Annotated in this window: 11 protein-coding genes and 1 pseudogene; 6 read left to right on the top strand and 6 right to left on the bottom strand. The window is 35.8% G+C overall.

Annotated features, from left to right (window positions below):
• Positions 1–55: 55 nt before the first annotated feature.
• Both ACFFIS_RS15055 and ACFFIS_RS15050 read left to right on the top strand, forming a co-directional pair.
• Complete coding sequence (locus ACFFIS_RS15055) at positions 56–733, top strand: response regulator transcription factor (protein WP_390188192.1); 678 nt, start codon at positions 56–58, stop codon at positions 731–733.
• A gap of 72 nt (positions 734–805) precedes the next feature.
• Positions 806–2,185 (top strand): sensor histidine kinase, encoded by a 1,380-nt coding sequence (locus ACFFIS_RS15050; RefSeq protein ID WP_390188191.1) that lies wholly within the window; start codon positions 806–808, stop codon positions 2,183–2,185.
• 180 nt (positions 2,186–2,365) lie between these two features.
• Here ACFFIS_RS15050 and ACFFIS_RS15045 read toward each other — a convergent pair.
• Positions 2,366–2,479 (bottom strand): annotated as a pseudogene (locus ACFFIS_RS15045) (YjcZ family sporulation protein); the annotation flags it as partial.
• A 184-nt stretch (positions 2,480–2,663) separates the two neighbouring features.
• Here ACFFIS_RS15045 and ACFFIS_RS15040 point away from each other — a divergent pair.
• A complete protein-coding gene (locus ACFFIS_RS15040; RefSeq protein ID WP_390188190.1) occupies positions 2,664–3,587 on the top strand; it encodes a S66 peptidase family protein in 924 nt (307 codons plus the stop codon).
• A 14-nt stretch (positions 3,588–3,601) separates the two neighbouring features.
• Here ACFFIS_RS15040 and ACFFIS_RS15035 read toward each other — a convergent pair whose 3' ends face one another.
• Positions 3,602–4,021 carry a YugN family protein gene (locus tag ACFFIS_RS15035; RefSeq protein WP_320381129.1) on the bottom strand — a complete coding sequence of 140 codons (420 nt, stop codon included), beginning with the start codon at positions 4,019–4,021 and terminating at the stop codon, positions 3,602–3,604.
• Positions 4,022–4,306: 285 nt separating this feature from the next.
• On the opposite strand from ACFFIS_RS15035, the gene ACFFIS_RS15030 reads away from it, so the two are divergent.
• The 3 genes from ACFFIS_RS15030 (at position 4,307) to ACFFIS_RS15020 (ending at position 7,345) form a co-directional block, all read left to right on the top strand.
• Entirely contained in the window at positions 4,307–6,064 is a 1,758-nt protein-coding gene (locus tag ACFFIS_RS15030; protein WP_390188189.1) for a chorismate-binding protein, read from the top strand.
• A gap of 103 nt (positions 6,065–6,167) precedes the next feature.
• Positions 6,168–6,863: an RluA family pseudouridine synthase gene (locus ACFFIS_RS15025; protein ID WP_320381133.1), complete on the top strand. Its 696-nt coding sequence runs from the start codon at positions 6,168–6,170 to the stop codon at positions 6,861–6,863.
• A 29-nt stretch (positions 6,864–6,892) separates the two neighbouring features.
• Positions 6,893–7,345: a GNAT family N-acetyltransferase gene (locus ACFFIS_RS15020; RefSeq protein WP_320381134.1), complete on the top strand. Its 453-nt coding sequence runs from the start codon at positions 6,893–6,895 to the stop codon at positions 7,343–7,345.
• Between the two features lie 99 nt (positions 7,346–7,444).
• On the opposite strand, the gene ACFFIS_RS15015 is transcribed toward ACFFIS_RS15020, so the two are convergent.
• The 4 genes from ACFFIS_RS15015 to ACFFIS_RS15000 all read right to left on the bottom strand — a co-directional run bounded on the left by ACFFIS_RS15015 (position 7,445) and on the right by ACFFIS_RS15000 (position 13,132).
• Positions 7,445–8,800: an Nramp family divalent metal transporter gene (locus tag ACFFIS_RS15015; RefSeq protein ID WP_320381135.1), complete on the bottom strand. Its 1,356-nt coding sequence runs from the start codon at positions 8,798–8,800 to the stop codon at positions 7,445–7,447.
• A 387-nt stretch (positions 8,801–9,187) separates the two neighbouring features.
• Positions 9,188–11,806 (bottom strand): YfhO family protein, encoded by a 2,619-nt coding sequence (locus tag ACFFIS_RS15010; protein ID WP_320381137.1) that lies wholly within the window; start codon positions 11,804–11,806, stop codon positions 9,188–9,190.
• Positions 11,803–12,180, bottom strand: a complete 378-nt coding sequence (locus tag ACFFIS_RS15005; protein ID WP_320381138.1) for a GtrA family protein — start codon at positions 12,178–12,180, stop codon at positions 11,803–11,805. Before ACFFIS_RS15005 ends, ACFFIS_RS15010 begins: the two co-directional genes overlap by 4 nt.
• Entirely contained in the window at positions 12,167–13,132 is a 966-nt protein-coding gene (locus ACFFIS_RS15000; protein WP_390188188.1) for a glycosyltransferase family 2 protein, read from the bottom strand. Before ACFFIS_RS15000 ends, ACFFIS_RS15005 begins: the two co-directional genes overlap by 14 nt.
• Between the last annotated feature and the right edge of the window lie 193 nt (positions 13,133–13,325).

Raw genomic sequence — 13,325 nt, 5'->3', positions numbered from 1 at the left:
AAATATAATCTGAATTCTAATGATTTATTATCGATATGAAAGAGGGGGGTCCATGATGATTAATGTTTTAGTTGCTGATGATGATCCGCATATTCGGGAATTATTACGATTTTATTTACAAAAAGAGGGCTACCACATAATAGAAGCGGAAAATGGACAAAAGGCTTTGGAATTATTACAGACAGAGCGCATTCAACTTGCACTTATTGACATTATGATGCCACATGTAGATGGATATGTGCTATGTCAGGAAATCCGAACCATGTATGATATTCCAGTTATGATGATTACGGCTAAAGGTGAAATTACGGATAAGGAAAAAGCTTACTTTTTAGGTACAGATGATTATATCGTCAAACCATTTGAACCGAAGGAAGTACTATTTCGTATTAAGGCGCTTTTACGTAGATTTAATATGATTAATGAGGAAATCCTACAAATTGGCTTTATTGTTATTAATCGTAAAAGTTATGAAGTAGAAGCAGAAGGTAAGACAATGATTTTACCCTTAAAAGAATTTGAGTTGTTAGCACAGCTGGCAAACTACCCTGGAAGATTATTTACAAGGGAACAACTTATTGATTTAGTCTGGGGTCATGATTTTACTGGGAATGATAGAACGGTTGATGTGCATATTAAGCGTCTACGACAGCGTTTTGATGAAAAAATACATGGATTTGTTATTCAAACTGTTCGGGGAATGGGATATAAGTTAGAGGAAGTAATCGCCTAAAAATCATCAATTATTTACATCCCATTTCACAGTATTTATTTTTTAAAGAAGTTTTCAATTGGGGGAACGACGATGCGTACGCTTTACGTCAGAATTATTGTCATGACGACGGCGATTATGTTAATTAGTTCAATCGTTGGTTTTATCGTGACAAATATATATTATGATCATGTATTAAAGGAACAAAATGATGCGAAGGTTGTATCGATTGCCAATAATGCAGTTGACATTTTTGAGCAAAGTAAGGAAGAAGATATCGGCAATTATTTGACGACTTTATCTACTTTAGGCTATCAGTTTTACTTAATAGATGAAAATGGGGATGGAAGGTTATTTGGAGAGCCATTTAGAAAATATGAAATGAATCAAGTCATGGTTGATAAAGTATTACAGGGCGGTACGTATCACGGGATAAAAGATTATCCTTGGAAACTGTTTATTACGGGTTTTTTTGATAATGAACTTGTCAATACGGTAGGCATTCCAATCCAGGTAAATGGAAAAACTGAGGCTTTATTCGTACGTCAGAATACAAAGTTACAATTCGGAGAAATGCGGATATTTTTAGCAATTTTATTAGTGTTAATCTTAGTACTCAGCTTCATACTTATTATACTTAGTACAATGTTTGTCGTAAGACCGATTAAGAGATTGACAGAGGCGACGAAAAAAATTGCCTCTGGAAACTTCCATTTGAAATTAAATGTTAATCGTTCAGATGAAATTGGCCGTCTTGCACAAGATTTCACAAAAATGAGTGAACAGCTTGCAAAAACAGAAGAGAAACGACAAGAGTTTGTCTCTAATGTATCACATGAAATTCAGTCACCCCTTACTTCTATTCAAGGTTTTTCTAAAGTGCTACGTGAAGAAGAGATTTCAGAAGATATGCGTCATCATTACTCGGATATCATCTATAAAGAAAGTCAAAGGTTGTCCGCATTAAGTAAACAATTATTGACATTATCCTTTTTAGACCGTGGAGAAGGACAAGAAGATTGTCTGGTATTTGATGTTGCTGAACAGTTAAGGGAATCGGTTGATTTAGCAGAATGGCAATGGCGTGAAAAGGAATTAACTATAGAATTAGATGTTCGTCCGATGGAGTATTTTGGGAATGGGAAATTATTGAGGCAAGTTTGGCTCAACTTACTAACCAATGGCATTCGTTACACAGGTCAAGGTGGTATGATTAAGATTCGGAATCGGATTCATAAAAATAATGTCATAGTATCTTTTACAGATAATGGAATAGGTATAGATGCTGAACATATTCCGCATTTATTTGAGCGTTTTTACAAAGTGGATAAAGCGAGAACGCGTACTGAAGATAGTACAGGTTTGGGACTTTCAATTGTGAAGGAAATTGTTGAAATGCATGACGGATTTATCGAAGTAGAAAGCAAACGTAATCAAGGTACAACCTTTACGATATATTTACCGCAAAAATAGACGTAAGATACAATATCCCATTTTACTTGCCTAATGATAACAGAGGCATTCGCTATCCTTTAGGATTCGCGAATGCCAATATTTAATTTCAATGGTTACACGGACTGATGGTGTTTACCACCATCCACCTCCGCCGTAACCTCCTCCACCACAGCCACCACCGCCGTAGCCACCTCCGCCATAGTTGCCTACGTAAGAAGTTCCGACAATGATGAGAAGGATAAATAAAACAACAATCAAAGCGAAACCAGACCCATAACCAGATCCAGCTCCTCCACCTGTACCTTTACCCATAAAAAAAGCACCTCCTTAACTAGGTTAATGTATCTTATGGTTGCTCTTTGCTTTGTGTGTGGGTTGTTTTGAAATGAAGTAGAATTTTTTAGTCAGATACATTTTCTTATGGATTTACACTAACAAGTTTCCATACAATTGAATATCGTATGAATAGACGAAAGAACTTGTGAGGTGTATAAAGATGCCAATAAAGCCACCGATGTTGCGATCGGGTGATACAATTGGTTTAGTCACACTTGGTAGTCCATTAGCAGCGCAAACAATAAATGCTGGAATTGCGACCTTGCGACAACTAGGTTTTCATGTTGTTGTTGGTAATTCGGTATATGCGGAGACAGGGTTTCTTGCAGGGTCAGCTCAAATGCGTGCAAAAGATCTCATGGATATGTTTACAAATGATAATGTAGATATGATTTTGCCAACACGAGGTGGTGTAGGTGTTGCAGAAATTTTACCTTACTTGGATTATGCATTTATTCAAAACCACCCTAAAATTATATCGGGTTATAGCGATATTACAATTTTATTAAATGTTCTTGCTCAACAAGCTAATTTAATAACGTTACACAGTTTGCTACTCCTTGATTTTTCTCCCGTAACGCCAGCATATAATTACAATCAATTTTTTAGTGCCACTTCAAATGTTACTTCTCGAAGGCAAATCGAGAATCCGCCGAACATGCCACAAATCAGTCGGGTATCTGGTAATGTAACTGGTCCAATAGTTGGGGGAAATTTAACGTCATTTGTCGGTTCACTTGGAACACCTTATGAAATCGATACGAAGGGTAAAATAATATTATTAGAGGAGACGAGTGAGCCTATCAATACTGTTTTCCGGTATATCAACCAATTAAAACTTGCGGGGAAATTTGATGATTGTCTCGGTATTGTGATGGGAGAATGTACAAATTGCCCAGAGGCTTATCACACGACATATGAGGATTTAATAAATGCCGTTATCGTACCTCTGGGGAAACCACTCATGACAAATGTTGCTTCAGGACATGGATTTTATAAAGCAGCTATTCCAATTGGTGCAACAGTTAATTTAGACACAATAAACAACACCCTAACCGTAACAGAATCTACAGTAACTGCTTGAGGGGGAATCACCCCTCAAGAACTTTTTTCCATTTTATAAATGACGTTTTGTATTGTTTGTAGGCCAGCTTGCTCCCATTTATTTTCTTTAATTATATTGCCATCACGATCTAAAGGCTCTTGGAATTGACTAAAACCAGTCGCTGATAGTAAGGAGTTTTCATCTCGATCAAGGCCAACATGAACGATATGTTTAATGACATAAGGCGTTCGAAATTGTATAAAAGCATCGTGGTGATCGAGCGCTCCGCTTAATACATCAAAAGGTAGTCGGAGATAAATGGTTTCGCCTTGATCACGCCATAACACTGCATCAAATTTTCCTTTGTCGTATTCCCAATTACCTGAAATTACAAAACCGTATTCTCTTAATAAGTTTTGCATATGACCAAAGTATGCTTGTTTTCCTTCTAGTTCTGTTTGTAGTTTAATCATTTGGTTCACTCCATTTTAGTTGTTATTTGCTATTTTTAGCCAAAAGATGATAAAACATACAAACAAGCGTAAGCCCCTCTTTTCTACATGAATATCCCCCCCAAGGCGGACAGCATGAATTTCTAATTTTTATTTTCCATAACATATTAGACTTCTCCTGTTATAATGAACAGTAATGTTAAATATGATGATAGTGCTTGAAATGGGAACTAGTAAATAGATCTTTGCACAGAGAATAACGCGCTACAGCTAAAATGCCAATACTTACACTTTGGGGAGATTATTTTGTTAACAAGCTTTCAAGATTTACATGGCCCAGTATGTTATTTTGAATTTCCGAATAGGGAAAATAAAATACAACCGGTTTGCTTTTCTAATCCACACGAAGTTGTAATTGCTAGAACGCCAGAGCAAATATTACCAAGTTTAGAAAGGATACAGCAAGCAATGAAAGAGGGGTATTATGCAGCTGGATACATGGCTTATGAAGCATCTTTTGCTTTTCATTCTCAAATAAAAATATCACAAATTCAGCCTACAGTTGAACCGTTACTCTGGTTTGGGTTATTTACGGAACCAGGTGATCTACCAACACATCGAAAGACATCATTTGCTATAACGGACTGGCAGCCGAAAATTCCCTTTGATACATACAGTAAGAATTTCGATAAGGTGATGCAATATATTCACGATCATAAAACAAATCAAGTAAACTATACGATACGGTTAGGTGCTCATTTTGTAGGGGATGATTTTGCTTATTTTAGGCAACTGACACAGTCACAATTGGCGAATTATACGTGCTACTTGAAAACAGATGAAAGGCGGATATTATCAGCTTCACCGGAATTATTCTTTAAAATTCAAGATGGTAAAATGATTACCCGCCCCATGGCTGGAACAGCAAAGCGTGGGAAAACAAAAGCTGAGGATGAGGCTTCTTATGCTTGGTTGCAGCAGTCGGATAAAAATAAACTGGAGAACAAGTTAACAGTTGAATTATTAAAACATGATTTAAACAAGGTATCTAAGCACGGAAGCGTCACGGCAACGAGTCTTTTTGATATTGAAACATATCCTACTGTTTATCAAATGACCTCCACGGTTGAAGGAGAATTGCGGGAGGATGCATCAATTATTGATATTTTCCGTGCCTTATTTCCGAGTGGGTCTATTACAGGTAACCCTAAAGGACAGACGATGGACATTATTGCGGAAGTGGAGTCAAGTCCACGGGGAGTTTATTGTGGGGCAATCGGATTCATTTCACCAGATGGAAACATGACATTTAACGTACCGATTCGAACAGTTGTAATCCAAGAAGATACAGGAGAAGCGGAATACGGTGTAGGTGGCGGTATTACAATTAACTCAAATGTGAATGAGGAATATGAGGAAATATTAACAAAAGCTGCTGTGCTTGAACAAAATAAGCAAGATTTTCAGTTGCTAGAAAGCTTGCGATTGGAAAAAGGCACTTATTTTTTAATTGATAATCACATGAATAGACTGCTACAGTCTGCTGATTACTTTAACTATCAAGTGAGTCGCGATACGATTGAAAACTCCTTGCTCAATTATGCGAAGAAAAATAAGGAAAATACAATGAAGGTAAGATTACTTGTTTCACATCATGGTGATGTATCGGTTGAAGGAGAAGTTATTTCCCCCATTACAGAAGTGAAAAAGGTAACAGTTGCCAGAAAATCAATTCAAAAGCATGAGATCTTTTTGCGACATAAAACGACAAACCGTGACCTGTATGATAGATTTAAAAGTGAACATCCCACACTGTTTGATGTACTTTTATGGAATGAACATGGGGAAATAACGGAATTTACAATGGGAAATATTGTGGTGGAAATGGATGGAAACTACTACACACCAAAATTGGATAGTGGCCTTTTGCCAGGAACTTATCGTGAATATTTATTAGCAAGAGGGGAAATTGAAGAAAAAAGGTTAACCATACAAGACTTAGAAATGTGTTCAAAGGTTTGGTTTATTAATAGTGTACGTAAATGGGTGGAAGTAGAATTCTAAGCTATCATATTTTGCTAGAGTGATACATCCCAAAGTTTTTAAAAACACCCTTTTATTTTCATGTTATGATGGGGGTAATACATATGAGGAGTTTTTACAATCTATGAATATAACAATTTTGTACGAGGATAATCATATACTTGTAGTTGAAAAACCAGTTAATGTTCCTGTACAAGCAGACCAATCACGGGAGAAGGACTTGTTAACAATTTTAAAAGAGGATATAAAAATTAGATATCAAAAACCAGGTAATGTGTACTTAGGTCTTGTTCATCGCTTAGATCAGCCAGTTGGTGGTGCAATGGTTTTTGCTAAAACATCAAAGGCAGCATCGCGAATTTCTGACAAGTTACGGAGACAAGAAGTTTATCGTCACTATGTTGTTGTCGTACGAGGCACACCAAAAAGGAAACAAGGAAGATTAAAACATTATTTATATAAAAATAAACGGGAAAATAAAGTGTATACGACGGGTCCTGGAGACAAGAAGGGAAAAGAGGCCATTTTGGATTATGAGGTGCTTGCTAGTAGAGAAGGGCTTAGTTTATTAAGGGTGCAGTTACACACCGGAAGGCCTCATCAAATTCGAGTACAATTGGCAACGAGTGGCTTTCCGATTTATGGGGACCAAAAATATGGCCAAAAAGTTAATCAAGTAGGCCAGCAAATTGCACTATGGTCTTATCAGCTTGCGTTCCAGCATCCGACAAAAAAGGATTTAAATACTTATATCTCCAATCCTCCAAATATGTATCCATGGAATTTATGGAGAACGGAGTGGGAAAAACTTACCTTGTAAAATATTGAAATGTAATGGAGGGAGATATTTTGAAGATAAGAAGATTACGTCATGATGAACATGCACCAATGAACTTATTGCTATTAGCTGATCCCTCAAGCGAAAAGGTAAATGATTATTTAAGGAAGGGTACCTGTTTTGTAGCAGAAAATAATAAAGAGCTTATTGGCGCCTATGTGCTGCTTTCCATCAAACCAAACATAATCGAAATCATGAATATTGCCGTGGCAGAACAATATCAGAATAAAGGTATTGGCAAACAACTTGTAATGGATGCTGTTACAAAAGCACGAAAGTATGGGTACGAATACGTAGAAATAGGTACTGGAAATTCTAGTATTGGACAACTAGCCCTTTATCAAAAATGTGGTTTTAGAATGGTAGGCATTGATATAGACTATTTTTCAAGAAATTATGTAGAGGAAATTGTAGAAAATGGTATACCATGCCATGATATGATTCGTTTATCAATGAAGTTGTAAAGTATAAGGGACTCACTTACTAGTACTGGTCTCAAAAGTAAGCGTAAAGAATTTAACTTTTGGGATGACTATTAGAATGATGAGTCCCTTTCCTTCTGTTTATCCTAAATCATGTCCTGTTACAAAAATATATCCAACAAGGAATACATTTAAGACGATAATCACAGCTGTTACAATCCATGCTAGTACTGTAATCCATTTACTATTTACAAATTCCCCCATTCGCTTTTTGCTACTTGTAAACATAACCAATGGAACAATAGCAAATGGGAGCTGTAAACTCAAAATCACTTGGCTCCAAAGTAATAGATCACCAGTACCTTTCGCACCTGCAATCCACGTCACAATAAAGGCTGGAATGACTGCAATCAATCGGGTGATAAGGCGACGTAGCCATGGAGAAATTCTTAAATGAATAAATCCTTCCATGACAATTTGTCCGGTTAATGTACCAGTAATGGTTGAGTTTTGTCCAGATGCTAAAAGTGCTACAGCAAATAACGTACTTGCAATTCCGATACCTAATGTCGGACTAAGCAATTCATAAGCAGCTTCTATTTCTGATACATTCAAACCTGTTCCATAAAAAGCAGCTGCACCAAGAATTAATATGGCGGAGTTAATGATAAATGCAATGGTTAGCGAAAAAGTAGAATCTAACACGGAAAATTTAAGTGCTTCTCTTTTTCCTTCACTTGTTCGTTTATACTGTCTTGTTTGCACGATAGATGAATGTAAATATAAATTATGTGGCATCACGGTTGCACCTAATATACCGAGTGAAATAAATAACATGTCAGGATTTGTAACAATTTCGGTATTTGGTATATAACCACCGAATAGTGCTGCAACATTTGGATGAGAAGCAATTACTTCAAAGGCAAAAACGCCGAAAATTGTAACCATCAGAACGATGACGATTGATTCAATGATACGGAAGCCCCTTTTCTGTAATAATAATAACAAAATAACGTCAAGTGTTGTAATTATAATCCCAACTAGTAAAGGAATCTTAAAAAGTAAATTTAGGGCAATGGCTGAACCGATAACTTCTGCTAAATCTGTCGCGATAATAGCTAGTTCGGTAAGTAACCATAGTACGATTGCTGTTTTTATCCCTGTAGCTTCTCGAGTCGCCTGTGCTAAGTCACGACCAGTCACAATCCCAAGTTTAGCTGCAAGAGATTGAAGTAACATCGCTGCTAAGTTGGCAATTAATATTACAAATAATAATGTATATCCAAATCGAGCGCCACCTGCAATCGATGTTGCCCAGTTACCAGGATCAACATATCCAACCGCAACGAGTGAACCAGGTCCAGCGAACGCAAAAAACTTTCTCCAAAATCCTGCCTTTTCTGGAATACGTACGGAATTATTAACTTCTTCTAAACTGACATGTGAACTTTTCTGAATCCATGAATGGTTATCTTTTTGTTGTGCATGGGCACTCATATTTATCACCTCACAAAAGTGTTTCCTTATCTAATTAATTTGCACCAAGGCAAAACCTGGTTAAAAAATAATGTTGCTTTTTCAAATCGCAACAGAGATTTATGTCATATATACATTTAATGTAAAATAATTGGTTACTAATTTATAATAAATCTAATTTGTTATTTTGGCAAGTACTTTTTTCTCTTTTCTAAAATAGTAATACGTTGTGTGGAATTAATTCTCTACTAAGTTGATGTGTTGCGTTATCCGTTGTTAGGAAATAGTAAATGTAAGAAAAAGCTTGTAGAAAATCGTGCACACTTTCTCTACAAGCTTCGTTAAACAATGTTTCGTGTATCTTTTATTGAAATTATACTTAAGTACACTTACGCTGTAATAAATACTTTAACAGGATTTCTTTCTTCTTAAGTAACATCTGACTAGGATGAATAGGACTACAGTTCCTAATGAAGTCCATAATGATAAAAAGAAATAAGGTGGATAATAGACTAATTGAATGTCATTGTTTCCCTCCGTTAAAGGTAAACCGATAAAAGCATAATTTACTTCCAAAATATCAATAGGTTTGCCATTTCGATATGCATGCCATCCTTTTTCATAAGGTATGGCAAAAGATATGAAACGCTCATTTTCCTTATTAAGATACTGGGCATGAACTTGATTTTTTTCCCATCTCTTAATGGTGGCTTGATCTTGTGTATCTCGTAGTTTTTCAGCCGCTAGCGCTTCATATGATTCTTCATAAAGCGCTAAATTAGAAAGCTTATATATTCCTTCTGGTAAACGAAGGTGAATCCGTGAATTTTTTGTAATGCGTACCGTCATATCATTTACACCCGTTTTGTAAATGGAGGTGTTTTTCTTTCGAGTTGTGATATAATCATTTACCGCAAGTGTATAGCCCTTATCTTTATCAAGTCTTTCAATATGAAAGGAAACGTATAAGTCTTCGGTTTGCGGTTGAAGATGATGTAGGTTTATATCTAATCCACCTTCACCGTTATAAACCTGTAAAATATCATGTTTATATGATGCGTTATTCGTTGTTATTTGTCCTTTTTTTATGATGTTTTCAGCCTGTTGAAAGGATTCAGCGTGTGTGATTGGGATAGGAGCTACTTTATCGTTAATCACGATACCTTCTAGCATGGCTCTTTCCTTATCAAGTGCAGTTGCCTCTACCAAATCACTTTCTGCAAAAATTGTTGCCGTAGTTCGCACGGGCGGTAAAGCATTGTTATTTTTATACGCGATGTAATCTCCAATTTGATACAGTTTTTCAAATTGATATGGGATGGACTGGTCATCTTTTGTCGTCATGTAATATTTACCACCGAGTAAACTATAAAGATTTGAACGATCGCCTAATGTTGCATAGCGGCTAACGCTTTCTCTTCCCATGTCAATGTTTAAATCAAATAAATAAAAATAGAGCAATTGTTTATTTAATATGCTGGAATAAACACTAAAGCCGTGAAAGTCTTGGATGATAGGTGTATTATTGCGTACGCCATTCATCCAATCGATACGATAAAATGGATCTTGTTCTTGCTGCGCTATTTTGTCCAGTAATTTATGCTGAGCACTACCATCATAGGCATCACTCGTTAAATAATCTTTAGAAACGACTGCATTTTTCAGCTTTACTTGTTGATAACTATTCCCGATAAAAATGGCAATAATGATCACTGTAATAGACAATATTCGGGTCATTTTTCGTTTATAAGTTACAAATAACCAAGCTAACACTGTTATGATGGTAGCTACCACAATATATTGACTACTATTTCTACTAAAAATCAACCCAATCATGTAGAGGATACATACGCCAGCTAGTGAAATAAGCATTTCGCGTTTCGTTCGTTCTGCAATCGATTGTAACGAAATTGCACATAACCCCGCCCCGACGAGAGCCATAAAATATTCCCAACGATATTGGGGTGCAGAAAAGCCGTTAAATACACTAGCAACAATGGGGCTATAGTGCATGACGAACGATAATAACAATAAAAGGGCGAAGAAGCGAAATATCCGCTGCTTATACTGGCTAAATAAAAATAAACAAAGTAAAGCAATCGTCGGAATTAGGATGACCCGGCCATTTAGTAAAATATTATCTGGAAATCCAAGTAGATGAATGGATTGTTTATAATCCGGGCGATAATTGTTGAGGAAGCCATAAACAGCTGGAATGAACGACACAGCACTCATACCAAACCCAACGATACCACCAATTAAGTAAGTTTTTATTTGCTTTACGATACTCGTCTCATTTTTACTTAACGGAATCATCCAGCGGAAAATAATATAAATAAAGGCTAATAAAAAGCTAATATATGCAAAATAGAAATTATTAAATAGATGAATGGCCACTGCTAATATGAATAAACCTGATTTTTTTTCCCTTATTATTTTCTCAACACCAATGAGAAGTAAAGGGAACCATAGCATTGCATCCGCAAAAAATTCCCAGTATACAACATGCCGAAAATAGATGATACTTGTTCCGTAAAGAATAGCTCCAATAAAAGCAGGGAACTTGTCTATTTTTAAATACATGAAGAAACGGGTTGTGATGAAGATGATGAACGTCATCCGAATAATGCTCATAAATAACATCATATCCGCCCAATATGAAATGGTTGGGTGTTGGATAATGTGAAAAAACTCCAACATATATGTGAGCACAACGGTACATAAATAAACAATGGATGTAGAGAAGTAATATCCTAATTCAGAATAAGTACCTCCACCCATACCGAATTTCCAAGAATAAAAAAAGTTACCACTTGTATATTCATCATATAGTAACTTTTTAAAAGGTAGCATTTGTGAAACACCATCACCTATGCCAATTAAATAGCTACCATCTAGCCATTTTATTATAAAAAACAAATGCGCGAACAAAGCGACAATAAAACTAAAGATAAGTAAGGATTTCCATTGGCTTTGTTCGTATTTTATTTTCAGGTTATCTTGAGGATTTAATATTTTATTCATCATGCTGTTTTTAAAATTCTCCCTGTCACAACAAATGTAATTGGAACGGTGAAGAACATGGCAATGATAGGTGCTAGACTACTACTAATATGTGCCATCTCCACTAAAATAAACAATAGCGCTGTGGAAACTACTGTATTCACAACTTGGGTTAATGGAAATTGAAGGAACTTTTTCCACGTTGGTTTTACACGATACGTAAAATACACATTCAAAAAGAACGAGCCAATCATACTTAAAATAAACCCAATGATATGTGCATAAAAATAGTGAAAATGAAAAACGTGTAAGCAGAGTAAATAGATGCCATAGTAGTTAACTGTATTCACGCAGCCAACGATTGCAAATTTAATAAATTCAGGTTTAATGTACCGCATGATGTTCACCGATTTCCTTATGTTCAATATTTGTATATTTAACTAAATAATGTGGTCGTTTTTTTGTTTCAAAGTATATTCGGCCAATATATTCACCAATTATTCCAAGGCTGACTAATTGAATGCCACCCAAGAATAGAACCGCAGAAATAACCGTAAAATAGCCTGGCACAGAAATACCATGTAACATAATATCCACGAGAATAAATAGAATGTATAATAATGAAATACTTAAGATGAAAAATCCTAAATAAAAACAAAAGCGTAATGGCTTTTGATTAAATGAAAAGATACCATCTAGGCCATAATTAAATAATTTTGCTAATGACCATTTGGTTTGACCGTTTTTACGCGTTACATTTTGATACGTTACAATTTTACAATCAAGTCCAATCCAAGAATAAAACCCTTTTGAAAAGCGATTGCCTTCACTTAATGAGAGTAAAGATTGAACTGCCTTGCGACTTAAAAGGCGAAAGTCACCTTCACCATCTGTAAGGTTTACATCTACAACCTTGTTTACAATGCGATAATATAATGATGATAGAAAAGAGCGTACTTTTGAGTCTCCGGTTCGGTCACGCTTTGCAATAACTTGATCATATCCCTCTTCAAAACCAGCCAAGAAATCATGGATAAGTGTGGGAGGATGTTGCAAGTCAGCATCCATCATAATAACCGCATTTCCTTTTGCATGTTGAAGCCCAGCAAAGATAGCTGCTTCCTTACCAAAGTTTCTCGTAAACGAAATATATTTTACTTGTGGATGGAATTGTGTGAGTTGTTGTAGAAAGTGTAAAGTATCATCCGTACTACCATCATCTACATAAATAACTTCATAGTTATAAGTAGATTGTTTACTCATTTCTTTTGTGATTTCTTGAAAAACAGAAGAAATGTTAACAGCTTCATTGTAGGCAGGTATAATAAAAGAAATGAGTGGCTGTTTCATCGTTTATTTAGCATCTCCTTTATAAGATGGAACTATTTCATATTATTTTAGTAGGTTTATATAAGCTACAAGTTCGTAATTTTATTCGTATTTGAAAGTTGCTCTTCGTTAGAGATAGGACCCGATGCAACGGATATGAGTCTATGACCCTCTTTTTTCATGTCCGCGAAACCATATCCTGTCTTTTCTACGT

This window comes from Paracerasibacillus soli, from assembly GCF_042432965.1.
In the GTDB taxonomy this organism is placed as follows: domain Bacteria; phylum Bacillota; class Bacilli; order Bacillales; family Amphibacillaceae; genus Paracerasibacillus; species Paracerasibacillus soli.
Note: the sequence above shows the minus strand (reverse complement) of the source record. Positions and strands in the feature narration are given on the sequence as shown.